The sequence below is a fragment of the Inhella proteolytica genome (assembly GCF_016093275.1).
Taxonomy (GTDB): Bacteria; Pseudomonadota; Gammaproteobacteria; order Burkholderiales; family Burkholderiaceae_C; genus Inhella; species Inhella proteolytica.
Genome location: NZ_JAEDAK010000012.1, coordinates 24,830 through 49,928 on the forward strand (window position 1 = coordinate 24,830; position 25,099 = coordinate 49,928).

15 protein-coding genes are annotated in these 25,099 nt (G+C 70.6%); 9 read left to right on the top strand and 6 right to left on the bottom strand.

All coding sequences use genetic code 11. The annotated features are described in order from the left end of the window. Positions 1 to 308 precede the first annotated feature (308 nt). Genes I7X39_RS16230 through I7X39_RS16240 form a run of 3 tightly spaced genes read left to right on the top strand, consistent with a single transcriptional unit; the run spans position 309 to position 4,977 of the window. Positions 309 to 1,811, top strand: a complete 1,503-nt coding sequence (locus I7X39_RS16230; protein ID WP_198112212.1) for a glycerol-3-phosphate dehydrogenase/oxidase — start codon at positions 309 to 311, stop codon at positions 1,809 to 1,811. Further along, complete coding sequence (locus I7X39_RS16235; protein WP_198112213.1) at positions 1,808 to 3,364, top strand: FGGY-family carbohydrate kinase; 1,557 nt, start codon at positions 1,808 to 1,810, stop codon at positions 3,362 to 3,364. The genes I7X39_RS16230 and I7X39_RS16235 overlap by 4 nt, the downstream gene beginning before the upstream one ends. A 35-nt stretch (positions 3,365 to 3,399) precedes the next feature. Further along, positions 3,400 to 4,977 (top strand): GGDEF domain-containing protein, encoded by a 1,578-nt coding sequence (locus I7X39_RS16240; RefSeq protein ID WP_198112214.1) that lies wholly within the window; start codon positions 3,400 to 3,402, stop codon positions 4,975 to 4,977. Between the two features lie 8 nt (positions 4,978 to 4,985). Here the strand turns inward: I7X39_RS16240 and I7X39_RS16245 are convergent, their stop codons facing one another. Beyond that, on the bottom strand, positions 4,986 to 5,360 hold the full coding sequence (locus tag I7X39_RS16245) for a VOC family protein (protein ID WP_198112215.1): 375 nt from the start codon (positions 5,358 to 5,360) through the stop codon (positions 4,986 to 4,988). A 31-nt stretch (positions 5,361 to 5,391) separates the two neighbouring features. Further along, on the bottom strand, positions 5,392 to 6,069 hold the full coding sequence (locus tag I7X39_RS16250) for a Crp/Fnr family transcriptional regulator (protein ID WP_198112216.1): 678 nt from the start codon (positions 6,067 to 6,069) through the stop codon (positions 5,392 to 5,394). 152 nt (positions 6,070 to 6,221) lie between these two features. Here I7X39_RS16250 and I7X39_RS16255 point away from each other — a divergent pair, with 152 nt between their 5' ends. The 4 genes from I7X39_RS16255 to I7X39_RS16270 are packed head-to-tail and all read left to right on the top strand — an operon-like array spanning position 6,222 to position 18,000. Beyond that, entirely contained in the window at positions 6,222 to 10,451 is a 4,230-nt protein-coding gene (locus I7X39_RS16255) for a GAF domain-containing protein (protein ID WP_198112217.1), read from the top strand. After that, positions 10,444 to 16,626: a GAF domain-containing protein gene (locus tag I7X39_RS16260; protein ID WP_198112218.1), complete on the top strand. Its 6,183-nt coding sequence runs from the start codon at positions 10,444 to 10,446 to the stop codon at positions 16,624 to 16,626. Before I7X39_RS16255 ends, I7X39_RS16260 begins: the two co-directional genes overlap by 8 nt. Then, complete coding sequence (locus tag I7X39_RS16265; RefSeq protein ID WP_198112219.1) at positions 16,623 to 16,973, top strand: Hpt domain-containing protein; 351 nt, start codon at positions 16,623 to 16,625, stop codon at positions 16,971 to 16,973. Before I7X39_RS16260 ends, I7X39_RS16265 begins: the two co-directional genes overlap by 4 nt. Further along, positions 16,957 to 18,000 (top strand): adenylate/guanylate cyclase domain-containing protein, encoded by a 1,044-nt coding sequence (locus tag I7X39_RS16270; RefSeq protein ID WP_198112220.1) that lies wholly within the window; start codon positions 16,957 to 16,959, stop codon positions 17,998 to 18,000. The genes I7X39_RS16265 and I7X39_RS16270 overlap by 17 nt, the downstream gene beginning before the upstream one ends. A gap of 7 nt (positions 18,001 to 18,007) precedes the next feature. Here the strand turns inward: I7X39_RS16270 and metW are convergent, their stop codons facing one another. The 3 genes from metW to sppA all read right to left on the bottom strand — a co-directional run bounded on the left by metW (position 18,008) and on the right by sppA (position 21,730). Then, positions 18,008 to 18,574 (bottom strand): methionine biosynthesis protein MetW, encoded by a 567-nt coding sequence (metW, locus tag I7X39_RS16275; RefSeq protein WP_198112221.1) that lies wholly within the window; start codon positions 18,572 to 18,574, stop codon positions 18,008 to 18,010. Further along, positions 18,571 to 19,704, bottom strand: a complete 1,134-nt coding sequence (metX, locus tag I7X39_RS16280) for a homoserine O-succinyltransferase MetX (RefSeq protein ID WP_198112222.1) — start codon at positions 19,702 to 19,704, stop codon at positions 18,571 to 18,573. Before metX ends, metW begins: the two co-directional genes overlap by 4 nt. A 151-nt stretch (positions 19,705 to 19,855) precedes the next feature. Further along, complete coding sequence (sppA, locus tag I7X39_RS16285; RefSeq protein WP_198112223.1) at positions 19,856 to 21,730, bottom strand: signal peptide peptidase SppA; 1,875 nt, start codon at positions 21,728 to 21,730, stop codon at positions 19,856 to 19,858. A gap of 94 nt (positions 21,731 to 21,824) precedes the next feature. Between sppA and I7X39_RS16290 the strand changes: the two genes are divergently transcribed. Together I7X39_RS16290 and I7X39_RS16295 are read left to right on the top strand one after the other, a co-directional pair. Next, on the top strand, positions 21,825 to 23,486 hold the full coding sequence (locus I7X39_RS16290; protein WP_232352002.1) for an FMN-binding glutamate synthase family protein: 1,662 nt from the start codon (positions 21,825 to 21,827) through the stop codon (positions 23,484 to 23,486). A 106-nt stretch (positions 23,487 to 23,592) separates the two neighbouring features. Beyond that, complete coding sequence (locus tag I7X39_RS16295) at positions 23,593 to 24,258, top strand: response regulator (RefSeq protein WP_198112224.1); 666 nt, start codon at positions 23,593 to 23,595, stop codon at positions 24,256 to 24,258. 8 nt (positions 24,259 to 24,266) lie between these two features. Here the strand turns inward: I7X39_RS16295 and I7X39_RS16300 are convergent, their stop codons facing one another. Continuing rightward, a complete protein-coding gene (locus I7X39_RS16300) occupies positions 24,267 to 24,896 on the bottom strand; it encodes a glutathione S-transferase family protein (protein WP_198112301.1) in 630 nt (209 codons plus the stop codon). Positions 24,897 to 25,099: the final 203 nt, after the last annotated feature.

Consider the following 25,099-nt stretch of genomic DNA (forward strand, 5'->3'; position numbering starts at 1 on the left):
GCTGTTGGGGTCCCCTATGCCAAGCCGAGGAGCGCAGAAGAGCGGGCCCGCGCGCGTCAGCGCGCCTCGTGCTCTGACTTGGCGCAACTGTCTGAACGGAGTGAGCGAAGCGAACGTAGTGAGTTTTGCGCCTGGGCCCGCTCTTCGAGCACCGCAGGGCACCCCCGGCGCAGCCGGGGGCGCAGGCATCGGGGTCGCCTTTCTCTTGCCTACTTCTCTTTGGCGAAGCAAAGAGAAGTAGGTCGCCTGCCGGGGCGAAATCCCGGCGGGGTCTTTCGATCAGATCAAGCCCGTCAAGGTCGAACCGAATGAAGTTCGACCTCCTCATCCTCGGCGGCGGCATCACCGGCGCCGGCTGCGCCCTTGAAGCCGCGCGCCGAGGCCTCAAGGTGCTCCTCATCGAGCCGAACGATTTCGCCTGGGGTGCCAGCAGCCGCAGCAGCAAGCTGGTGCACGGCGGCCTGCGCTACCTGAAGCGGGGGGCGCTGCACCTCACCCAGGAGTCGCTGCAGGAACGCGAGCAACTGCTGCAGGACGCCCCCGGACTCGTCGAGCCCCTGCGCTTCCTGATGGCGCACAACCCCGGCGCCAAGCCCGGCCCGCGCACGATGCAGGCCGGCCTGTGGCTGTACGACCGCCTGGCCGGTCGCCGCACGCGCGCCTTTGCCGACGCGCACACCACGCAATGGCTGGCCCCGGGCCTGCGCGCCGAGCAAGGCGCCAGCCTGTACGAAGACGCGACGGCGGATGACGCCCGCCTGACCCTGCGCGTGCTGCAGGAAGCCCAGGCCCATGGCGCGCAGCTGCGCAACCGCACCGAACTGGTTGAGCTGCTGCGCGATGCACAGGGCCAGGTGCGGGGCGCGCGCCTGCGCGGGCCCGGTGGCGGCGAGCAGGTCATTGACTGCCAGGCCGTCATCGCCGCCACCGGTGCCTACCTCGGCCCGCTCGCGGCCCAACTGGGTCTGCCCGCGCCGCGCCTGCGCCCGCTGCGCGGCTCGCATCTGCTGCTGCCGCTGTGGCGCCTGCCGCTGGCCTGCGCCGTGGCCTGGAGCCACCCCGAGGACGGCCGCCCGGTGTTTGCCTACCCCTGGCAGGGCGCGCTGCTGGTAGGCACCACCGACGAAGACCACCCCGACCTGGCGCAGGCGCCGCAGCTCACCCGGCCCGAGCAGGGCTACCTGCTGCGCGGGCTGAACGCCCAGTTCCCGCGCGCCGGCCTGCGCGCGGCCGATGTGCGCAGCAGCTGGGCCGGCATTCGCCCGGTGATCGCTAGCGGCGCGGGCCGCAAGCCCTCGGACGAAAGCCGCGAGCACCTGGTGCTGGCGCATCAGGGCCTGGTGGCGGTGGGCGGCGGCAAGCTCACCACCTTCCGCGTCATGGCGCGCCAGGCCTTGCAAGCGGCGCGGCCCTGGTTGCCGGGGCTGCGGGCGGAGACGGGCCCCGAGATCCTGATGCCCGCCGGCGGCGCCGCGCTGCCACTGGAGCCCGCCCAGGCCCGGCGCCTGCGCGGCCGCTTCGGCGCCCTGGCCCCCGCCGTGCTCGCGCAGGGCCGCACGCCCTTGCCGGGCACGCAAACCCTGATCGGCGAGATCCGCCACAGCCTGCAGCATGAGCAGGTGCACCACCTCGACGACCTGCTGCTGCGCCGCACCCGCCTGGGTCTGCTGCAACCCGATTTCGCCGCCGGCCTGCTGCCGGCCCTGCGGCTCCATTGCCAGGAGCTGCTGGGCTGGGACGCCGCGCGCTTCGCGCAAGAAGCTGAGAGCTACCTGGCGCTGACGCACGCCCAACATGGAGTGTTCGTTTGAAAGATCTGCTGCTCTCCATCGACCTGGGCACCCAGTCCGTGCGCGCCCTGGTGTTCGATCTGCAGGGCCAGCTGCTGGGCCGCCAGCAGCAGGTCTTCACCGACTACCAGCGCGAACACCCGGGCTGGATGACGCATGACGGCGAGGCCTTCTGGCTGGCCGCCGCCAGCTGCTGCCAGCGCCTCTGGGCCGAGCAACCGCAATGGCGCCAGCGCCTGGCCGGCGTGTCCGTCACCACCCAGCGCGGTTCGCTCGTGCCGATGGACGCCGACGGCCGCTGCCTGGCCCCGGCCATCATCTGGCTGGATCAGCGCCGCGCCGATCAACTGCCGCGCATCGCGCCCTGGTGGCGTGCCGCCTTCGCCCTGGCCGGCGTGGCCGGCACCATCGACGGCTTCCAGCGCGCCGCGCCCGTCAACTGGTGGGCCCAGCACGAGCCCGCGCTGCACCAGCGCACGCACAAGTTCATGCTGCTCAGCGGCCTGTTGAACCAGCGCCTGAGCGGCCGCTTTGCCGACAGCATCGGCTCCCAGGTGGCCTACCTGCCCTTCGACTACAAGCGCCACACCTGGGCGCCGGGCAGCGACTGGAAATGGCAGGCCCTGGCCGTGCGGCCCGAGCAACTGCCCGAACTGCTGCCGGTGGGCAGCACCCTCGGCCAGGTGACGCCGGCCGCGGCCGCGGCCAGCGGCATCCCCGCCGGCACACCCGTGCTGGCCGCCGCGGCCGACAAGGCCTGCGAGATCCTCGGCTCGGGCGCGCTGGCGCCCGAGGTGGGGGCGCTGAGCTACGGCACCACCGCCACCATCAACCTCACCAGCCCGCGCTACCTGGAGCACACCGCCTTCGTGCCGCCGTATCCGGCCGCGGTGCCGGGGCACTACAGCGTCGAGGTGCAGATCACGCGCGGCTTCTGGCTGGTGAGCTGGTTCAAGGAGCAGTTCGGCCACCCCGAACGCGCCGCCGCCGAATCCCTGGGCGTGGCGCCCGAGGCCTTGTTCGACGAGCTGGTGGCCCAGGTGCCGCCGGGCTCGCTGGGCCTGACGCTCCAGCCCACCTGGAGTCCGGGCATCCGCGAGCCCGGCCCCGAGGCACGCGGCGCCATCATCGGTTTCAGCGAGCAGCACACCCGCGCGCACCTGTACCGCGCCATCCTCGAAGGCCTGGCCTATGCGCTGCGCGGCGGGCGCGAGCGGCTGGAAAGGCGCGCCGGGCTCACGCTCAAGGAGCTGCGCGTCAGCGGCGGGGGCTCGCAAAGCAATGCCGCCATGCAGCTCACCGCCGATGTCTTCCGCCTGCCCGTGGCGCGTCCGCACACGCACGAAACCTCGGGCCTGGGCGCGGCCATGGACGCCGCCGTGGGCCTGGGCCTGCACGCCGACTTCCCCACCGCCGTGCGCGAGATGACGCGCGTGGCGCGCTGGTTCGAGCCCAACCCGGCCGCGGCCGATCTGTACGACCAGACCTACGGCTCGATCTATCGCCCCATGTACGGTCGGCTCAAGCCGCTGTACCGGCAGATGCTGCGCATCGGCGGCGGCCCCGCGGGCTGAGAATCCGCGCCTGGCTGCAGAACACCGAGGGAGCGATGGACGAACAGGCGACGGAGGCCCTGCGCGAGGCCGTGCTGGCGCGTGCCCAGGCCGGCGATGTGGCCGGCGCCGCGCAGGGTTGGCAGGCCGCCACCCCAGCCTCCACGCCGCTGAACCAGGCCCTGGGCGTGGCGCTGCAGGCGGTCGTCGCCATCCAGCAGGGCCATGTGCAGGATTCGTTGCAGCGCCTGGTGCCCTGCCTGCACGAGCTGGAACACAGCGCGCTCGCGCCGCGGCTCGACTGGGTCTACACCGGCCTGGCCTATGCGCTGGGCATGCTGGGCGATGCCGAGCGCGGCCTGGGCTGGGCGGCGCGCGCGCTGGCGCTCACCGAAGACGCCCCCCGCTCCCCCGGCCGCCGCAAGGCCCTGGGCACCCAGGGCACGCTGCTGGCCATGCTGGAGCAGTTCGAGCCCGCGCGCGTGGCCCTGCAGGCCTGCCTGGAACTGGCCGAGGAGCAGGCCGACCCGCGCGGCGTGGTGGTGGCCCTGGTGAACCTGGCCTATGCCTGCGTGGACGAAGGCTGGCACCGCGACGAGGCCGAGCAGGCCGAACGCCGCGGCGTGCTGGCCCGGCTGGCCATGGCGTACGCCGAGCGCGCGCTGCCGTTGGCGCTGCAGGCCGGGCTGCAGGCCCACGCCGGCTTTGCCTGCAGCAGCCTGGGCTTCGGCCTGCTGGAGCTGGGCCGCGTGGAAGAAGCTCTGCCGGTGTTCGAGCGCGCCGAGGCACTCACCGCCGCCCACCCCTCCATGCATGCCGAGGCCCTGTTCGGCACCGCCGTGGCACTGCGCCGCCTGGGCCGGCTCGACGAGGCGCGGGAACATCTGCAGCAGGCCGAACAGCTCGCCACCCAGGCGCAACTGCCGCATGTGCGCGGGCGCATCCTGGACGAAGGCGTGCACCTGGAACAGGCCGCCGGCCAGGCCGAGGCCGCGCTGGACTGGGCGCGCCAAGGCGTGCGGCACTGGAAGCGCCAGCTGGCCCAGCGCGTGCAGCTGCTGACGCGCAGTGCCAGCCTGTTCGAGGAGCTGGAGCGCAGCCGCCGCGAGGCCGATGGCCTGCGCGACCGCGCCCGCGCCTGGGAAGACGCCGCCCTGCACGATCCGCTGACCGGCGCCCTGAACCGCCTGGGCCTGCAGCAGGCTTCCGTGCCGCTCTGGGGCCAGCGTGAGGCGCCGCTGGCCCTGCTGCTGGTGGACGTGGACCACTTCAAGCAGGTCAACGACCAGCATGGCCACCCCGTGGGCGACGCCGTGCTGCGCCAGCTGGTGCAGGTGCTGGGCGCGCAGCTGCGCCAGGGCGATCTGCTGGCGCGCCTGGGGGGCGAGGAGTTCGTGCTGCTGCTGCCCGGGGCCGAGGGGCCCGCGGCGCTGGCGATTGCCGAGCGCCTGCGCCAGGCCGTGATGGCGCAGGACTGGGCGGCGCTGGCGCCCGGCCTGGCACCAGTGCGCGTCAGCGTGGGCCTGGCCCAGCGGGCGCCGGGCGAGGACTTCAGCGCGCTGAGTTCACGCGCCGACGCGGCGCTCTACCAGGCCAAGCAGCAGGGGCGCAACCGCGTGGTGCGTGCACCCTGAGGGGGTGTTCAGGGCTTGACGATGCAGAACACGTTGAGCTTGTTGCCGTCCAGGTCGCGGAAGTAGCCGGCGTAGAAGCCCTCGCCGCGAAAGCCCACCGCGCCCTCGTCCTTGCCGCCCAGTTCCAGCGCCTTGGCGTGCACGGCGTTCACCTTGTCTTGGCTGTCCACCACCAGGGCCACCATGGTGCCGTTGCCGGCAGTGGCGGGCTGGCCGTCGAAGGGCTTCATGACCCCGAAGCCCGGCTTGTCCATGCCCGTGCCCCAGGCGTAGCCGCGGCCGAAATCCATGATGCGCTGGATGCCGAGCACGCCGAACAGCGCGTCGTAGAAAGCGGTGGCGCGCGGCAGGTCGTTGGTGCCAAGGGTGGTGTAGCCGATCATGCGGTGCTCCCGTTGTTTGGATGAGGGGCAGCTACTGTGGCACGGCCGGCATCGGTGCCCGGCCCGGGCCGGGCGGGCGCGGTGCCGCGTGCACGGCGGCTCGGGCCTTGGCCGCGGCCTTCTCCACGTCGTGCATCAGGCGCGACACGATCAAGCGCATCACGTGGTAGCCCAGCTTGGGGCTCTGGAAGTAGAGCTGCTGCAGCATCTCGCCGGACATCGTGTAGACCACGCAATCGGTCTTGCAGCGCAGGCTCAGGGTGCGGCGGTTGTCGGGTGCGAACAGACCGATCTCGCCCACCAGGCTGTCCGGCCAGAGCGTCTCGTCATGCTCCACCAGCAGCAGCTCGCCCTGGGCCAGGTAGAGCATCTCGTCGGCGTGGTCGCCCTTGTTCCAGAGCAGCTCGCCGGCCTTGTGCTCGCGCCGCTTCATGTGCGGCAGCAGCCAGTCGGCCACCGGGTCGTCGACGCGCGTGGCCTCGATCTCGCGCACCAGGCGGCGCATATGCAGCACCTTCTTGATGTTGATCGGCACCAGGGCTGCATACAGCAGCAGCGTGGGCAGGGCCTTGAACACCGCCCCGTAGGCCAGCAGGCACACGCAGGCCAGCAGGGCCACGATGCGCAGCGGCATCATGCTCTTCATCAGGTAGCTGGCCAGCATCAGCACCGCGCCCAGCCCGCCCAGCACATAGCCCAGGATTTCCATCGAAGTCCTCCGTGCCCAACAGCCCGGCGACTGTAGCCGTGACTTTTCTCAGGGTTCCTGCTGTGCAGGCCGCGCCGGGCCAGGAATAGGCTGCCCGGCTGGCGACCCGCCGCTGCCTTCGCGCCCGGGCCGGCCTGCGCAGGGAGCTGAGAATGACTCTGGCCGACCCCGTACCTGCCGCCGCCCCGCAGCTTTCGCGGGACGAGGCCTTGCAGCAATTGCACCAGGCCCGTGCCGAGCTGGCGGTGCTGAACACCGTGCAGCAGGCCCTGACCGACCGGCTCGGCCTGCCCGCTCTCTACGAGCGCGTGGGCGACCAGCTGCGCGAGATCTTCGGCGGCCGCGACCTGAATATCCGGATCCTCGACCCCGTGGCCCGCCGCGTGCACTGGGTCTATGTGGTGGAAGGCGGTGAGCGCCTGCATCTGCAGCCCACGCCGCTGCTGGACCGCGGCTACTTTGCGCATGTGCTGCGCACCGGCGAGTGCATCGTCGTCAACGAGGACATCGAGGCCGCCGACCGCCGCTACAGCGGCGCCACCCAGCCGGGCACGCAGAGCGAGAAGGCCCTGGTGTTCGTGCCGCTCCGGAGTGGCACGCAGGTCTGCGGCGTGCTCAATCTGGCCGACCTGGAGCGCGAGCACGCCTTCAGCGAGGCCGATGTGCGCCTGCTGCTGAGCCTGGCCGGCGCCATGGGCGTGGCGCTCGAGAACGCCCGCCTGTTCGACGAGACCCAGCGCCTGCTGAAGGAGACCGAACAGCGCAACGCAGAGCTGGCGGTCATCAACAGCATTCAGCAGGGCATGGCCGGCTCGCTGGATTTCCAGGGCATCGTCGAGATGGTGGGCGCGACCCTGTGCCGCGTGCTGCACAGCGAGGACATCGCCATCCGTTGGTTCGACCCCGTGCGCGGCGAGATGCACTGCCTGTACGAGATCGAGCATGGTCAGCGCCTGCAGATCGCGCCGGCCCCGCCGATCCCCGGCGGCACCTGGGACCAGATCTCGCGCAGCCGCCAGCCCTATGTGCGCAACTCGCTGAGCGAGGGCCTGGGTCTGGGCGTGATGCCGGGCACCGACCGGGCCAAGTCCGCCGTCTATGTGCCCTTGATGGCGAGCGACCAGGTGCTTGGCCTGCTCGGCATGGAGAACCACCAGCGCGAGCAGGCTTATGGCGAGGCCGAGGTGCGCCTGCTGCAGACCGTGGCCGCCTCCATGGCCGTGGCGCTGCAGTCGGCCCAGCGCTTCGACGAGACCCAGCGCCTGCTCAAGGAAACCGAGCAGCGCAACGCCGAGTTGGCGGTCATCAACAGCATCCAGCAGGGCATGGCCGGCAGCCTGGATTTCCAGGGCATCGTCGAGTTGGTGGGCGACAAGTTGCGCGAGGTGCTGAAGACCGAGAACCTGGGCATCGTCTGGTACGACCCGGCGGCCAACCAGTTGCAGCACCTCTATGTGGTGGAGCACAACGAGCGCTTGCACCTGGAACCGCTGACGCCGGGGCCCGGTAGCAGCTGGTGGCGCATGCAGCAGGACCGGCGGCCGATGGTCATCAACAGCCTGGCCGAGATGGCCGCCCAGGGGGTGGCGCTGGTGCCGGGCACCGACCAGGCCCTGTCCGTGATCAAGGTGCCGGTGATCGTCGGCGATCGCATGCTCGGCGTCATCGACACCGAGGACCATGAGCGCGAGCATGCTTATGGTGAGTCCGAGGTCCGCCTGCTGCAGACCATTGCCACCTCGATGGGCGTGGCGCTGGAGAACGCGCGCCTGTTCGACGAGACCCAGCGCCTGTTCAAGGACAGCGAGCAGCGCGCCGCGGAGCTGGCCGTCATCAATGGCGTGCAGCAGGGCCTGGCCAACAAGCTGGACGCGCAGGCCATCTACCACCTGGTGGGCGAGCGCCTGCGCGAGCTGTTCGACTCGCAGAGCATCAGCATCGCCAGCTTCGACATCGAGGGCGACCGCCGCCACTTCGAGTTCCTGATCGAGCGCGGGCAGCGCCACAGCGTGCCGGACGGCCCCATCTCCACGCTGGCCTGGCATGTGATCCGCAGCCAGCAGCCGCTGCTGATCAACGAGGACATGGATGGGCGCATGCGCGCGCTCGGCATCGAGCGCCTGACCATCCCGGGCACCGCCAGTTCGCAGAGCCTGCTGCGCGTGCCGGTGCTGCTCGGGGGTGCGGTGGTGGCCATGATCGGCCTGGACAACGTGGACCGTGAGCACGCCTTCAGTGACGCCGACGTGCGCCTGCTCACCACCCTGGCCGGCAGCATGAGCGTGGCGCTGGAGAACGCGCGCCTGTTCGAACAGACCCAGCAGCGTGCCAACGAGCTGGCCACCGTCAACGCCCTCGGGCAGGCGCTCACCAGCAGCATCGAGTTGGGCGATCTGATCCGCAGCGTGGGCGAGAAGATGCGCGAAACCTTCAAGGCCGACATCGCCTACATCGCGCTGCTCGACGAGGCGGCCGGCCGCATCCGCTTCCCGTACGCGCATGGCGAGGAACTGGACGAGCAGGCGGTGGGCGAGGGCCTGACCGGCAAGATCATCGAGACCGGCCAGCCCCTGCTCTTGAACGAGGACGTGGATGCCGCCGCCGATGCGATGGGCGCCGAGCAGCTCGGGGTCGAGGCCGCCAGCTACCTGGGCGTGCCGATCCGGGTGGAGGAGCGTGCCATCGGCGTGCTCAGCGTGCAGAGCACGCAGCGCGAGGGGCGCTTCTCGCTGGCGGATCAGAACCTGCTGGACACCCTGGCCGCCGGCGTGGGCGTGGCCATCCGCAATGCCCAGCTCTATGCCGAAGCCCGTGAGGCGCGCAAGCAGGCCGAAGGCGCCAACGAGGCCAAGAGCGCCTTCCTGGCCACCATGAGCCACGAGATCCGCACGCCGATGAACGCGGTGATCGGCATGAGCGGGCTCCTGCTGGACACACCGCTCAGCGCCGAGCAGCGTGACTACGCCAGCACCATCCGCGACAGCGGCGATGCGCTGCTCACCATCATCAACGACATCCTCGATTTCTCGAAGATCGAGGCTGGTCGCATGGACATTGAGCAGCAGGCTTTTGACCTGCGCGAGTGCGTGGAGTCCGCGCTCGATCTGGTCGCCAGCCGCGCTGCCGACAAGCAGCTGGACCTCGTCTACCTGTTCGAGGGCGAGGTGCCGCCCGTGGTGCGCGGCGATGTGACGCGGCTGCGCCAGGTGCTCCTGAACCTGCTCTCCAACGCGGTCAAGTTCACCGAGGCCGGCGAGGTGGTGCTGACCGTCCGCGCCGACGGCCCGACCCTGCATTTCTGCGTGCGCGACACCGGCATCGGCCTCAGCCCCGCCGGCCTCTCGCGCCTGTTCCAGAGCTTCAGCCAGGCCGACAGCTCCACCACCCGCAAGTACGGCGGCACGGGCCTGGGCCTGGCCATCAGCAAGCGCCTGACCGAGCTGATGGGCGGCCGCATGCGCGCCGAAAGCGCCGGGCTGGGGCAGGGCGCGGCCTTCCACTTCAGCATCCGGGCCGAGCCCGCCACGCTGGCGGCGCCGGTGCGGCGCGAGCTGCTGGGCGCCCAGCCGGCGCTGCAGGGCCGCCGGCTCCTGGTGGTGGACGACAACGCCACCAACCGCCGCGTGCTGGCCTTGCAGGCCGCCAAATGGGGTCTGGTGCCGCAGGACTATGAGAGCGGCGCCGCGGCACTCGCGGCACTCGCGGCGCTGGCGGAAAGCCCCTGCGACCTGGCCGTGCTCGACATGCACATGCCCGGCATGGACGGCCTGGAACTGGCCCGCCGCCTCAAGGCCCAGCGCCCCACGCTGCCCTTGGTGCTGTTCAGCTCGCTCGGGCGCAAGGAGGTGGGCGATGCCGACGGCCTTTTTGCCGCCTACCTGCACAAGCCGCTGCGCCAGAGCCAGCTGTTCGACACCTTGGTGACCCTGCTGGACCACCACGCCGCACCACGCCCCGATGCCGAGGCCAAGCCCCAGCTCGACGCTCGCCTGGCCGAGCGCCATCCGCTGCGCATCCTGCTGGCCGAGGACAACGTCGTGAACCAGAAGCTGGCGCTGCGCCTGCTCAGCCAGATGGGCTACCGCGCCGACCTGGCGGCCAATGGCATCGAGGCCATCGAAAGCCTGGCGCGCCAGCCCTATGACGTGGTGCTGATGGACGTGCAGATGCCCGAGATGGACGGCCTGGAGGCCAGCCGCCACATCACTGCCAAGTGGGGGCCCAAGGAGCGTCCGCGCATCGTGGCCATGACCGCCAATGCCATGCAGGGCGACCGCGAGGCCTGCATCGCCGCCGGCATGGATGACTACGTGACCAAACCGATCCGCGTCGAGGCCCTCGTCCACGCGCTGACTCGAACCCCTGCTCGCCAAGATGCCTGACACCTTGATCCCCCGCATCGCCGCACTCGCCTGGGCCGGCCAGCACGAACAAGCCCTCGCCCTGTGCGAGCAGGCCCTGGCCCGGCCGCGCGGCGCCGCCGCCGAACGCGGCCCCTTGCAGCGGCTGCGCAGCGAAAGCCTGCTGGCACTGGGCCGGCTGGACGAGGCGCTGAGCGCGGCCGATGCAGGCCTGGCCGTGCCCGGCCGGGCCGCCAAGAGTGAGCTGCATGCGCAGCGCGCCTGGGTGCTGATGCGCCAGGGCCGCCTGAGCGAGGCCGGCCGCGCCGCCGACGAAGCCGTGGCCCAGGCCGGCCGCCAGAGCGCCCCCTTGGTCTTGGCGCTGTGCTGCCGCGCCGAGCTGCACTTCCGCGCCCGGCGCACGGAGCCCGGCCTGGCGGATGTGGACCGCTGCGACGCGCTGCTGGCCGGGCGGGACGACCCTTCGGCCCAGGCCCGATCGCTTTGGCTGCGCGCCGTCCTGCAGTTGGCCTGTGGCCAGCTGGCCCCGGCCCAACAAGCCGCCGCACGCGGCCTGGCGCTGGCGCGTGCCTGCGGCGACACCCTGGCCGAGGGCAATCTGCTCAATGTGCACACCTTCTGGGAAGAGGACCTGGCGGCCAACCTGCGGCTCTCCCGCGCGGCGTTCGAGGCCTTCGAGCGCGCGGGCTACCGCGAGCGGCAGACCATGGCGGCCGGCAACCTGGGCGAGACCTATGCCCGGCTGGGCTTGCTGGAGCGTGCAGTGCAGCAATACGAGCAGGCCGCCCGCCATGCCCGCAGCATGCAGGCCCTGCCGCAGTTGCTGGTTTCGTTGGGCAACCTGGCCAGCGCCCAGGTGACCCTGGGCCGGCTGGATGCCGCCCGCGTGGCGCTGGACGAGGCGCGGGAGCTGCGGCAACGCCTGCCCGGCAGTGGCATCGAGTTGGTCTCGCCGGAGGCCGAATGGGGCCTGGCCGCGGGCCGCCCGGCGCAGGTTGCGCGCGCCCTGGCGGCGCGGGCCAAGGCGGTCGATGCGGAATCCGAACCGGGCTTTGCGCTGGGCCTGCAGGCCTTGTGGGTTCGGGCCCTGCTGGCGCAGGGGCAGGCCCGCGCCGCGCTGCGCCACAGCCAGGCCGCCACCGCCCAGCACCGTGCCGCCGGCCTGGCCGTCCTGAACGGCCTGCACCCGCCCAGCCTGTGGTGGCAGCACCACTGCGCGCTGGCCGCCTGCGGCCAGCCGGATGCCGCCTGGGCCGCACTGCAGCAGGCCCACGCCCTGCTGCTGGCCCAGGTGCGCGAGCTGCGCGACGCCGGGCTGCGCCGCAACGTGCTGAACAAGCACGCCGACCACCGCGCCATCGTGCACGCCTGGCTGAACGAGGCGGCGGCGCGGGGCCTGCCCGAGGCCGAGCGCCTGGCGCATTTGCGCCTGCCCGTGGCCGAGGCCGAACCCTTCCAGCGCCTGCTCGACACCGGCCTGCGCATGAACGAATGCCCGGGCAGCGCCGAGCTGCAGCAGTTCCTGGTGGACGAGCTGACCGAGCTCAGCGGCGCCCAGCGCGTGCTCTGGGTGCGGCTGGATTCCACGCCAGAGGCACCGCAGGACGAGGTGCTGCAGATTGCCGCCCACCGCCTGCCCCTGCCCGAACAGGACGAAGCCGGCCAGGCCGCGCTGCTGCGGGCCATCACCCCCTGGCTGCATGACGCCCGGCGCAGCGGCGCCGTGAGCCTGCGCCACGGTCCCCCGGGCGCGCCGCCCGAAGCGCAGCGCAGCTGCCTGGTGGCGCCGCTGCGCGCCCAGCATGAGCTGCTGGGCTTCCTGTACGCCGATCTGGACGGCGCCTATGGCCGCTTCGAGGCCGCCGACACCCAGCTGCTCGGCCTGCTGGCCGCCCAGGCGGCGGTGGCGCTGAGCAATGTGCGCCGCGCCGAGGGGCTGGAGGCGGCCGTGACTGCTCGTACGGCCGAGGCCCGCGCCGCCCAGCAGCAGGCCGAGGCGCGCGCGGCCGAGCTGGCCATCGTCAACGCGGTGCAGGCGGCCCTGGCCGGCAACCTCCACATCCAGGGCATCTACGAGGCCGTGGGCGAGCAGCTGCACCAGATCTTCGGCGGGCGCGACCTGAGCATCCGCGTGTTCGACCTGGAGCGGCGCACCCAGCACTTCGCCTACCTGGTTGAAAACGGCCAGCGCCTCGCGTTGGAGCCCGGGCCCATCCCTTCGGCCGGCTACACCGCCCACATCCTGCGCACTGGCGAGACCATCGTGGTCAACGAGAACGCCGCCGAGGCGGACCGCCGCTACGGCAGCTACACGCTGCCGGGCACCACCACGGAAAAGGCCTTCGTGTTCGTGCCGCTGAAGGTGGGCAGCGAGGTACGTGGCCTGCTCAACCTGATGGACATGGAGCGCGAACACGCCTTCAGCCCGGCGGACGTGCGCCTGCTCGAAACCCTGGCCGGTGCCATGAGCGTGGCGCTGGAGAACGCCCGCCTGTTCGACGAAACCCAGCGGCTGTTCAAGGAAAGCGAGCAGCGCGCCGCCGAGCTGGCGGTCATCAACAGCGTGCAGGCCGCGCTGGCCGGCCAGCTGGACCTGCAGGGCATCTATGAGGCCGTGGGCGACAAACTGCGCGAGGTGCTGGGCCAGCGCGACATCGGCATCCGCATTTTCGATCCGGTGGCGCGGATCACGCATTTCCCCTACCTGGTCGAAGGGGGGCAACGCATCCATGTCGATTCGGACCCCTTTGCCGAGCGCGGCCTGGAGGCTCACATCCGTACGACGCGCGAGCCGGTGCTGATCAACCGGGACCTCCCGGAGGAGTCGGCGCGCTACGGCTCTTACACGATGCCCGGCACGGTGGCGGAGAAGGCCCTGCTGATGGTGCCGATGTTGGTGGGCGAGGAGGTGCGGGGGCTGATTTCCGTTAGCGATATGGAGCGGGAGAACGCCTTCAGCGAGTCCGACCTGCGCCTGCTGCAGACCCTGGCCAACGCCACCAGCGTGGCGCTGGAAAACGCCCGGCTGTTTGCCGAAACCCAGCGCCTCCTGAAGGAAACCGAGCAGCGCAACGCCGAACTGGCGGTGATCAACAGCATCCAGCAGGGCATCGCCGGCAGCCTGGAGTTCCAGGGCATCGTGGCCCTGGTGGGCGACACCCTGCGCGAGGTGCTGAAGGTGCGCGACCTGAGCATCGAATGGTTCGACGAGAAGAACGCGTTGCTGCAGGCGCTGTACGCCTACGAACATGGCCAGCCTCTGCAACCGGAGGCGCCCTGCCCGCTGAGTGAACGACCTGGCTTCATGCGCATGTTGCAAAGCCGCGCGCCCTCGGTGTTGAACAGCGTCGCAGAGCAGGAGCAGGGCGGGGTCATCGTGCTGCCCGGCACCGACCGGTCGCTCAGCGTGGCCTTCATCCCCATCATTGCCAGCGACCGGGTGATCGGCCGGCTGACGGTCGAAAACCATGAGCGCGAGAACGCCTTCGGCGCGGCCGACGTGCGTCTGCTGCAGACGGTGGCGACGTCGATGGGCGTGGCCCTGCAAAGCGCGCGTCTGTTCGACGAAACCCAGCGCCTTTTGAAGGAGACCGAGCAGCGCGCCGCCGAGCTGGCGGTGATCAACAGCATCCAGCAGGGCATTGCCGGCAGCCTGGACTTTGCCGGCATCGTCGAGCAGGTGGGCGAGCGCCTGCGGGAGGTGCTGCGCACGACCGACATGAGCATCAGCTGGTACGACTGGGAGAGCCGGTCCTATCAGACCTTGTACATGATCGAGCACGGCCAGCGCCTGCGGCAGTTGGAGGGTGACCTGCAGCCGATGCGGCCGGGCGGCATTGCCGAAACCCTGGTGACCACCCGCCGGCACATCGTGCTGGGCGAGGCTGACATGGTCCAGTCCACCGCGCCAGGCACGGACATCGCGCGTTCCGGCCTGTGCATGCCGCTGATCGTCGGCGAGCAGGTGGTGGGCGACATCATGCTGGAAGACCACCAGCGCGCCGACGCCTTTGGCGAGTCCGAGGTGCGGCTGCTGCAGACCGTGGCCACGGCCCTGGGCATGGCCCTGCAGAACGCGCGCCTGTTTGCCGAGAACCAGCGCCAAGCCCGCGAGAGCGCGGCGCTGGCCGAGGTGGGCCGCGACATCTCCTCCACGCTGGACCTGGGCACCGTGATGCAGCGCATTGCCGAGCACGCCCGCGAGCTGCTGGGGGCGGACGACAGCGCGATCTTCCTGCCCGAGGTCGATGCGGACAGCGGGACCGAGTGCTACCGCGCCATCGTCGCGGTGGGCGGCATCGCCGAGCAGATCCGCCACACCGTGGTGCGGCCGGGGCAGGGGGTGATCGGCAGCATCATCCAGAACGCCCGCGCCGAGTGCATCAACGACACCAGCGCCGACCCGCGCGCGGTGCAGATCGAGGACACGCCGCAGAACGCGGACGAACGCCTGATGGTGGCGCCGCTGATTGCCCGTGGCGCGGTGCGCGGCGCCATGGCGGTGTGGCGCACCGGGGGCGAGCCCTACAGCCCGCAGGCGCTGGAGTTTCTGCAGGGGCTTTCCTTGGCGGCGGCGGTGGCGCTGCGCAACGCCCAGCTGTTCGAGGAGGCGGCGGCGGCCAAGGCGCAGGCGGAAAAGGCCAACGAGGCCAAGAGCGCCTTCCTGGCCACCATGAGCCACGAGATCCGCACGCCGATGAACGCGGTGATCGGCATGAGCGGGCTCTTGCTGGACACGCCGCTGAACGCCGAGCAGCGCGACTTTGCGCAGACCATCCGCGACAGCGGCGACGCCCTGCTGACCATCATCAACGACATCCTGGACTTTTCGAAGATCGAGGCCGGGCACATGGAACTGGAGACCCAGCCCTTCGAGCTGCGCGAATGCGTGGAGTCGGCGCTGGATCTCGTGGGCGCGCGGGCGGCCGAGAAGCATCTGGACCTGGCCTACGTGTTCGAGGGCGAGCTGCCCCTGGCCGTACGCGGCGATGTGACGCGGCTGCGCCAGATCCTCTTGAACCTGCTGTCCAACGCCGTGAAGTTCACCGAGTCCGGCGAGGTGGTGCTGAGCGTGCGGGCGGTGGACGGGGGCCTGCACTTCACGGTGCGCGACACCGGCATCGGCCTGAGCCCCGAGGGCAAGGCGCGCCTGTTCCAGAGCTTCAGCCAGGCCGACAGCAGCACCACGCGCAAGTACGGCGGCACCGGCTTGGGCTTGGTGATCAGCAGGAAGATGGCCGAGCTGATGGGCGGCGCGATGTGGGCCGAGAGCCCGGGCTTGGGGGCGGGGGCGAGCTTTCACTTCACCGTGAAGCTGCCGGCGGCCCAGCCGCCCAAGGAAGCGCGCCGCGAGCTGCTGGGCCCGCAGCCGGCGCTCAAGGGGCGGCGCCTGCTGGTGGTGGACGACAACGCCACCAACCGCCGCGTGCTGGCCCTGCAGGCCGCCAAATGGGGCCTGGTGCCACAGGACTTCGACGGCGGTGCGGCGGCGCTGGCGGGCCTGGGCGATACGCCCTTTGACCTCGCCATCCTGGACATGCACATGCCGGGCATGGATGGTTTGGTGCTGGCCCAGCGCCTGAAGGCGCTGCGCCCGGCGCTGCCGCTGGTGTTGTTCAGCTCGCTCGGGCGCAAGGAAGTGGGCGAGCAGGCGGGGCTGTTTTCCGCCTACCTGCACAAGCCGCTGCGCCAGAGCCAGCTGTTCGACACCCTGGTGACCCTGCTGGAGGGCCAGGGGGTGCGTGTGCCGGCGGTGGCCGAGCGCCCGCAGCTGGACCCGAAGATGGCGCAGACGCACCCGCTGCGCATCCTGCTGGCCGAAGACAACGTGGTGAACCAGAAGCTGGCGCTGCGCCTCTTGAGCCAGATGGGCTACCGGGCCGACCTGGCGAGCAACGGCATCGAGGCCATCGAAAGCCTGGCGCGCCAGCCCTATGACGTGGTGCTGATGGACGTGCAGATGCCCGAGATGGACGGCCTGGAGGCCAGCCGCCACATCACCGCCAAGTGGGGGCCGCAGGAGCGGCCTCGCATCGTGGCCATGACCGCCAACGCCATGCAGGGCGACCGCGAGGCCTGCATGGCGGCGGGGATGGATGATTACGTGACCAAACCGATCCGGGTCGAGGCCCTGGTGCAGGCCCTCGGGCGCTGCTCCCCGGCCCGGCCCGCCACCCAGGAGGACGACCGGCCATGAGTGACACGCGAGAACTGATCGACGGGGAAACGTTTGCCGAGCTGCAGCAGACGGCCGGTGCGGAGTTCGTAACCGAGCTGGTGGGCACCTTCCTGGAGGAGGCGCCGCGCATGCTGGCCGCGCTGCGCACGGCCCTGGCCCGGGACGACGCCCAGACCTTCCGGCGCACCGCGCATTCCATCAAGAGCAACAGCCTGTCCTTCGGCGCCCAGCCCCTGGCCGAGGCGGCGCGTGCGCTGGAGCTGGGCGGCCTGCCGGTCGAGCCCGCGGCGCTGGACGCGCTGGATGCGCTCTACCAGCGCAGTGCGGCCGCCCTGCAGGAGCTGCGCCATGGCCGCCGGCCTTGAGGGGCGGCCGGCGCGCCTGCTGCTGGCCGAGGACAACAAGGTCAACCGCCTGCTGCTGACGCGCAATCTGGAGATCCAGGGCCATCAGGTGACCTGCGCCGAGAACGGCCGCGTGGCGCTGGAGCTGCTGCAGCGCGAGCCCTTCGACCTGCTGCTGCTGGACATGGAGATGCCCGAGCTCGACGGCTTCGGTCTGCTGGAGCGCCTGCGCGCCGACCGCCAGCTGCGCGACCTGCCGGTCATCATCACCAGCGCGCTCGAAGGCCTGGCCCATGTGGTGCGCTGCATCGAGCTCGGAGCAGAGGACTACCTGCCCAAGCCCGTCAACCCCGTGCTGCTGAAGGCGCGCATCGGCTCCAGCCTGGAGAAGAAGCGCCTGCGCGACCAGCAGAAGGAGCTCATCCGCCGCTTCGCCACGCGCGAGGTGGCCGAGGACCTGCAGGACAGCGGTTTTTCACTCGGCGGCCGTCATGTGCAGGGCACGGTGATGTTTGCCGACATCCGCGGCTTCACACGCATGGTGGACACGCAGGCGCCCGAGGAAAGCATCGAGCTGCTGAACACCTACTACACGCTGATGTTCGACGCCATCAGCGGCCAGGGCGGGGTGGTGAACCAGATGATCGGCGACGGCCTGATGGCCATCTTCGGCGCGCCCCTGCCGCTGGCCCAGCCGGCACGCGCCGCCGCGCGCGCCGCGCAGGACATGCTGGAGCTGATCCAGCTCTACAACGCCGAGCGCGCGGCCGAGGGCAAGGCGCCGATCGCGATCGGTATCGGCATCGCCAGCGGCGCCATGATTGCCGGCTACACCGGCACCCAGCAGCGCGCCACCTACACCTGCATCGGCAGCACCGTGAACCTGGCCGCGCGCCTGGAGGCCCATACGAAGCAGACCGCCTTCAGCGTGCTGCTGGACGCACCGACCGCCCAGGCCCTGGTGCCGGAGTTCCGCACCGAGGAGCTCGGGCCGCTGGCCTTCAAGGGCCTGGCCGAGCCGGTGCCGACGTTTGCGCTGCTGCTATAGACCGTGATCAGGCGCGCTGGATGACGAACACGGCGACCGGGCAGCGCCAGTTGGCGCCGCGGTCGATGCGCTGCTCGCCCTGCAGGCCGAAGCTGTCCAGCACGCGGATGCCCAGGCGCTCGCACAGCAGCGCGAAGTCGGCGTGCGTGCCGACGCGGATGTTGGGGGTGTCGTACCACTGGTAGGGCAGGGTGCGCGTCACCGGCATGCGGCCGGCCAGCACCTGCAGGCGGTTGGGCCAGTGCGCGAAGTTGGGGAAGCTGACCACGCCGATGCGGCCCACGCGCACGGTCTCGCGCAGCATCGCTTCGGCATGGCGCACCTGCTGCAGGGTCTGCAACTGCAGCACGACGTCGAAGCTCTGGTCCTTGAACATCGCCAGGCCTTTTTCCAGGTCCAGCTGCAGCACATTGACGCCGCGCTCGGCGCAGGCCAGCAGCTTGGCGTCGTCCAGCTCCACGCCATAGCCGCTGCAGGCCTTGTCGCGGATCAGGCGATCCAGCAGCTCGCCGCTGCCGCAGCCCAGGTCCAGCACGCGGCTGCCCTGGGGCACCAGATCGAGGATGGCTTTCATGCGCGCACCTCCCGGGCGATGTGGTTGAAGCGGTGGCGCAGCAGCTGGTGGTAGCGCGGGTCTTCGAGCAGGAAGGCATCGTGCCCGTGCGGGGCGTCGATCTCGGCGTAGCTGACGTCCAGGTTGTTGTCGAGCAGGGCCTGCACGATCTCGCGCGAGCGCGCCGGCGAGAAGCGCCAGTCGGTGGTGAAGCTGGCGACCAGGAATTTGCAGCGTGCCTGCGCAAAGGCAGGCGCGAGCGCGCCGCCGAACTCGGCCGCGGGGTCGAAGTAGTCGAGCGCGCGCTGGATCAGCAAATAGCTGTTGGCGTCGAAGTAGCCGGCGAATTTGTCGCCCTGGTGGCGCAGATAGCTCTCGATCTGGAACTCGACCTCCTGGGTGGAGAACAGCGGCGTCTCGGCGCGGCGTTCGCGGCCGAACTTGGCGTCCATCACGTCGTCGCTCAGGTAGGTGATGTGGCCCAGCATGCGCGCCACCTTCAGGCCGCGCGCCGGCAGCACGCCGTGCTCGTAGTAGTGGCCGCCGTGGAAGTCGGGGTCGGTGACGATGGCGCGCCGCGCCACCTCGTTGAAGGCCAGGTTCTGCGCCGAGAGGCAGGGCGCGGTGGCGATGGCCAGGCAGTGGCGCAGGCGCTCGGGGTGGCGCATGGCCCAGGAGAGGGCCTGCATGCCGCCCAAAGAACCCCCCAGCACGGCGGCGAGCTGCGTGATGCCGAAGTGATCGACCACGCGGGCCTGGGCATCGACCCAGTCCTCCACCGTCACGACCGGGAAGTCCGCCCCCCAGGCCTTGCCGGTGGCGGGGTTGGCGTGCATGGGCCCGGTGGAGCCGAAGCAGGAGCCGAGGTTGTTGACGCCGATGACGAAGAAGCGGTCGGTGTCGAGCGGCTTGCCGGGGCCGATCAGGTTGTCCCACCAGCCGATGGCGCCGTCTTTCGCCACACCGGCCACATGGTGGCTGGCGTTCAGCGCGTGGCAGACCAGCACCGCATTGCTCTTGGCGGCGTTGAGCTGGCCGTAGGTCTCGACCTTCAGTTCGTAGGGGCCGAAGGCGCTGCCGCCGCGCAGCGGCAGCGGGGTGTCAAAGCGCAGGGTTTGTGGCTGCACCTGGCCCAGGGAGGCTGAGGGCATGGGGAACTCCAAAAACAAAACCGGCGCCGCTGGTCGAGATGCGGACGCCGGTTTCGGAGTCCCTCTTTAGCGGCATTTATTGAGCGCCCGCAATCTGGTTCAAATCGGCGCTGAAGGGCGGCATCTTAACGAGGCCGCCCGGGTTTGGGGCTCAAGGGGCCGTGCACAGGCAGTGCACATGCACGCTGCCGGGCAGCTTGGCGTGCCCCGGCGCGGCCTGCTGGGCCTCGGTGAGCCAGCTCAGCTCGGCCGCCGCTTCGCGCATCGGCGCGGGCAGGCGTGGCAGGTCCAGCGCCGTGCGCACCCAGGCGGCGGCGTGGGCGGCCTGGCTGCTGCCGAAGTCCTCCACCACGCGGGCCATGAAGCTGCGTTCCTTCTCCACATACTGCACTGCCGGCTTGCCCTCCAGCTTGGCGCGCTTGGCGGCGGCGGCAATGGCATCGTCCAGCAGGCCCAGGCGGTCCACCAGGCCCACTTCCAGCGCCTGCTGGCCCGTCCACACACGGCCCTGGGCCACGGCGTCGATCTGCTCGGGCGTTTTCTTGCGCGCCGCGGCGGTCTTGGCGACGAAGTCGATGTAGATGCGGTTGATGCCGGCCTGCACGGCCTGGGCCACACGCGGGTCGAGCGGGCGGCGCGGGTCGCCGGCGCCCACCAGCCAGGTGGTGGCCACGCCGCCGGTGTGCACGGGCAGCTTCTCGAGCAGCTTGTCGGCGGTGGGCAGCATGCCGAACACGCCGATCGAGCCGGTGATGGTGCTGGGGTGGGCGATGACCTCGTCGGCATCCATGCTGACCCAGTAGCCGCCCGAAGCGGCCACGTCGCCCATCGAGATGACCACCGGCTTGCCGGCCTTGCGCGTCAGTTCCAGTTCGCGGCGGATCAGGTCGCTGGCGAAGGCCGAGCCGCCGGGCGAGTTGACGCGCAGCACCACGGCGGCGACGTTCTTGTCCTCGCGCGCCTGGCGCACCAGGGCGGCGGTGCTGTCGCCGCCCACGCGGCCGGGGTTGGCGCTGCCGTCGACGATCTCGCCCTCGGCCACCACCACGGCCACATGCTTGCCGTGCACCGGCTTTTCCTTGGCGTGCGCCAGGTATTGCTTGAAGTCGACGCGGCGGAAGCTGTGGCCCTTCTCGTCCTTGGCGCCGCGCTCCATCAGCAGGGCGCGCACTTCGTCGCGGTTCTTGATGCCGTCCACCAGCTTGGCCTGCAGGGCCAGTTGGGCGGTGTCGCCCTTGAGCTCGGTCATGCGCGCCGGGAGGGTCTCGATGTAGGTGGTGACGGCACCCTTCTCCAGCTTGCGCGCGGCCTCCACGCCGGCCAGGTAGCGCTGCCACAGGTCGCCATAGAGCGCGCCTTCGCTCTCCTTGGTGGCGTCCGAAGGCCCATTGGTGAAGTAGGGCTCGCCGAAGTTCTTGTACTTGCCCGCGCGCAGCACATTGGCGCTGACGCCGACGCGCTCGAACAGGTCCTTGTAGTAGTTGCGGTAGCGGCCGAAGCCTTCCAGCAGCACCATGCCCATGGGGTGCAGGTAGATCTCGTCGGCTTGGGACGCGAGCTGGTAGCCGCGCTGGTCGAAGCCGTCGCCATAGGCCACGATCTTCTTGCCGCTCTTCTTGAACTCGGTCAGTGCGCGCTGCAACTCGTGCAGGCCGGCCTGGCCACCGCCGGCAAAACCGTTCAGGTCCAGCAGCAGCTGGCTGATCTTGGCGTCCTGGGCGGCATGCTTGAGCACGCGCAGCACGTCGCGCAGCTGGGTCTGGTCGGTGTCGCTGCCGCGCAGCTCGGCCTCCAGGCGCTCACGCGGGCTGCCGGAATGCTGCTCCACCAGGCGGCCTTGCAGGTTCAGTACCAGCGTGGTCTTGTCCTGCAGCGGCTCGGGGTCGCGCTTGAGCAGGGCCGAGACCAGCGCGATGAGGATCAGCAGCCACAGCAGGTTGAAGACGAAGCGGCGGCTGGTGTCCAGCCAGGCCCAGGCGCGGGCGATGAAGCGCCCGACGGGCGCGAGTACGGACTTGATGGCCATGGGAATCCCTTGGAAGCGGCGCGGGATTCTAGGGAGCGGGCGCCCTGCGGCCGCGGCCTAGCATCCGCCGCACCCCCGCGCCCGGAGCCGCCCCATGCAGCAGTTGCTGAAGTCCCTGAACCGGCAGTTCCCGCTGCGCTACCTGGCCTGGTTGGGCTGCGGCTTCGGGCTGGCCTTCACGGCCTTCACCTGGGTCATTGGCGCGCAGGGCAGCTGGCTGGCGCTGACCTTCGCCGCACTGGTGCTGCTGGGCCTGCGCGACGTGCTGCAGACCAAGCGTGCGGTGCTGCGCAACTACCCGGTCATCGGCCACCTGCGCTTCTTCCTGGAGTTCATCCGCCCGGAGATCCGCCAGTACTTCATCGAGAGCGACAACGAGGCCGTGCCGTTCTCGCGCCAGCAGCGCTCGCTCGCCTACCAGCGCGCCAAGGGCGACCCCGACAAGCGCCCCTTCGGCACCCAGCTGGACGTGAGCGCCGGCGGCTACGAGTGGATCAATCACTCGCTTCTGCCCACGGCGATCGCCTCGCACGACTTCCGCATCACCGTGGGCGAGGGCCGTGCGCAGCCCTACTCGGCCTCGGTGTTCAACATCTCGGCCATGAGCTTCGGCTCGCTCTCGGCCAATGCCATCAAGGCGCTCAACGCGGGCGCCAAGAAGGGGGGCTTTGCGCATGACACCGGCGAAGGCTCGATCAGCGTGCACCACCGCGTGCATGGCGGTGACCTGATCTGGGAGATCGGCTCGGGCTACTTCGGATGCCGCAACGATGACGGCACGTTCAACGCCGAGAAGTTCAGTGCCAATGCGCGCGAGCCGCAGGTCAAGATGATCGAGATCAAGCTGAGCCAGGGCGCCAAGCCCGGCCATGGAGGGGTGCTGCCGGGGGCGAAGGTGACGCCCGAGATCGCCGCCGCGCGCGGCGTGCCGGTGGGGGTGGACTGCAACTCGCCGGCCGCGCACTCGGCCTTCGGCACGCCCAGCGAGCTGATGCACTTCATCCAGCGCCTGCGCGACCTCTCCGGCGACAAGCCGGTCGGCTTCAAGCTCTGCATCGGCCACCCCTGGGAGTGGTTTGCGCTGTGCAAGGCGATGCTGAGCACCGGCATCACGCCGGACTTCATCGTCGTGGACGGCGGCGAGGGCGGCACCGGCGCGGCGCCGCTCGAGTTCACCAACCATGTGGGCACGCCGCTGCAAGAGGGCCTGCTGCTGGTGCACAACACCCTGATGGGCCTGAATCTGCGCGACCGCATCGCCATCGGCTGCGCCGGCAAGGTGGTGTCGGCCTTCGACATCGCGCGCCTGATGGCCCTGGGCGCGGACTGGTGCAATGCCGCGCGCGGCTTCATGTTCGCGCTCGGTTGCATCCAGGCCCAGCACTGCCACACCGGCCACTGCCCCACCGGTGTCACCACCCAGGACCCGCTGCGCCAGCGCGCCCTGGTGGTGGGCGACAAGGCCGAGCGCGTCTACCGCTTTCACCACAACACCCTGTTCGCGCTGAAGGAGCTGGTGCAGGCGGCCGGCCTGAAGCACCCCAGCGAGATCACGGCAGCCCACATCGTGCGGCGCGTCAATGGGCAGGACGTGCGTCTGCTGGCCAATCTGCTGCCCTTCCTGGCGCCCGGCTGCCTGCTGCATGGCGATCTGCCGCATGCCGTCTACCAGGCCTACTGGCACCTGGCGACCCCGGACAGCTTCGCGCCCCAGGGCGCCCTGCCGGCCCAGCTGCACGGCCGGGCGCATTCCTGACAGCCAGCTGACGCGGGCGGGCATCCCCCAGGCCGGGTGGGCCCCCGGCTTGTGGGGTAGGGCGGCGCGGCCCCGCCGCACACAATCGCGCACCCACCCGCCCACCATGCGATCCGTCTTCCTCCTGCGTCACTCCGACTCGCCCATGCAGATCAGCAAGGGCGAGCTGCTGGAAGGCATGGAGTGGGAGCTGGCGGGCCATGCGCAACGCTGGCGCGAGGCGCGCGAGCGCATCCCCCTGCTGCAGCCCGATGTGCTGGTGACCGACCTGCGCGTGCTCGACGGCGCGGTGCCGCGCCTGATCCAGCAGCTGCGCGGCCGCCGCATCCGCACCCTGGTGCTGGTGCCCGGCGCAGACGAGCCCCTGCTCATCGACGCCCTGCTGGCGGGTGCACGCGGCTACCACGTCGAAGGCCCCAAGGGTGGCGGCCTGCTGAATGCGCTGGAAGACCTGATGGAAGGCCGCATGCGCCTGAGCCCCGCGCTGGCGCGCCAGCTGCTGGAGCGCCTGGGCGCACCGCGCCTGACGCCCTCGGTGGCCTGTCTGCGCTCGCTGGCCCTGGATCCGAAGCCGGCCACCGGCTCCGGCGTCATCAGCCAGGCCCAGCAGGCCCTGCTGAGCCTGCTGGCGCATGGCTGGCTGGCGGTGGAGATCGCTCGCGCCTGGTGGCTGGAAGTGGCCGAGGTGGAGCGCCGCACCGCCCAGGTGCTGCGCCTGGCGCAGCGCTGCACGGCCGATTGGGCCGCGCGCGAGTTGCTCGACGCCGCCTGAGACGGCGCTCAGAGCGCCGGGGCGGTGTCCTGGAAGCTCTGGCGTTGCGACAGCTTGTCCAGATGCCGCGCCAGGTTGGCGTGCTGCTGCTGCCAGGCCAACTCGGGGAATCGGAAGCTCAGCCAACCCAGGCAGCAGCCCACGGCAATGTCGGCCAGCGTGAAGTGGTTGCTGGCGCACCAGCTCTTGTCCGCCAGGGCCTGGTCCATCGCCGCCAGGCCGGCGTGCACCTTGCCCATCTGGCGCTCGATCCAGGCCGCGCTGCGCTGCGGCTCGCTGCGGCCACTCCAGGTCTTTTCCAGGCGCACCAGGATGCCGGCATCCAGCACGCCATCGGCCAGCGCCTCCCAGGTGCGCACCTCGGCGCGCTCGCGGCCCTTGTCGGGGATCAGCTTGCCCACCGGCGAGAGGTTGTCCAGGTACTCGACGATGACGCGCGAGTCGAACATCGAGCCGGTGATCGAGTCCTGCCCGCCTTCCATCACCAGCGCCGGCACCTTGCCCAGCGGGTTGATCTTCTGGATCTCGTCGCTGGCCCAGACGTCCTCCAGCACGAACTGGTAATCCAACTTCTTCTCGGCCAACACGACACGCACCTTGCGGGCGAAGGGACTGGTGGTGGAGCCGATCAGTTTCATGGAGGACATAGAGGACAGCGAGGTCGGCGCAGGGCCGGTCGCGGCGATTCTATGCAGGGGGTTTTGGGGCCCCGCCCCTAGAGCGCCCACCTGTTTGGGGGCCGCAACGCGCTGTCATCAAAGGGTCTTGGCGAAGCTGTGCTGGTGTTCAGAATGCTCGGCCGCGGCTTATCGTCCCGGCGGCCGGCGCCAGGGTTCTCCCT

Excerpts from the sequence above, each read along its gene's own strand:
- I7X39_RS16250 (WP_198112216.1), bottom strand. The coding sequence starts at position 6,069 with ATGGAAATCCTGGGCTATGTGCTGGGCGGGCTGGGCGCGGTGCTGATG.
- I7X39_RS16230 (WP_198112212.1), top strand. The coding sequence starts at position 309 with ATGAAGTTCGACCTCCTCATCCTCGGCGGCGGCATCACCGGCGCCGGC.
- I7X39_RS16295 (WP_198112224.1), top strand. The coding sequence starts at position 23,593 with ATGCGATCCGTCTTCCTCCTGCGTCACTCCGACTCGCCCATGCAGATC.
- sppA (WP_198112223.1), bottom strand. The coding sequence starts at position 21,730 with ATGGCCATCAAGTCCGTACTCGCGCCCGTCGGGCGCTTCATCGCCCGC.
- I7X39_RS16260 (WP_198112218.1), top strand. The coding sequence starts at position 10,444 with ATGCCTGACACCTTGATCCCCCGCATCGCCGCACTCGCCTGGGCCGGC.
- metX (WP_198112222.1), bottom strand. The coding sequence starts at position 19,704 with ATGCCCTCAGCCTCCCTGGGCCAGGTGCAGCCACAAACCCTGCGCTTT.
- I7X39_RS16240 (WP_198112214.1), top strand. The coding sequence starts at position 3,400 with ATGGACGAACAGGCGACGGAGGCCCTGCGCGAGGCCGTGCTGGCGCGT.
- I7X39_RS16290 (WP_232352002.1), top strand. The coding sequence starts at position 21,825 with ATGCAGCAGTTGCTGAAGTCCCTGAACCGGCAGTTCCCGCTGCGCTAC.
- I7X39_RS16265 (WP_198112219.1), top strand. The coding sequence starts at position 16,623 with ATGAGTGACACGCGAGAACTGATCGACGGGGAAACGTTTGCCGAGCTG.
- I7X39_RS16270 (WP_198112220.1), top strand. The coding sequence starts at position 16,957 with ATGGCCGCCGGCCTTGAGGGGCGGCCGGCGCGCCTGCTGCTGGCCGAG.
- I7X39_RS16255 (WP_198112217.1), top strand. The coding sequence starts at position 6,222 with ATGACTCTGGCCGACCCCGTACCTGCCGCCGCCCCGCAGCTTTCGCGG.
- I7X39_RS16300 (WP_198112301.1), bottom strand. The coding sequence starts at position 24,896 with ATGAAACTGATCGGCTCCACCACCAGTCCCTTCGCCCGCAAGGTGCGT.
- I7X39_RS16245 (WP_198112215.1), bottom strand. The coding sequence starts at position 5,360 with ATGATCGGCTACACCACCCTTGGCACCAACGACCTGCCGCGCGCCACC.
- metW (WP_198112221.1), bottom strand. The coding sequence starts at position 18,574 with ATGAAAGCCATCCTCGATCTGGTGCCCCAGGGCAGCCGCGTGCTGGAC.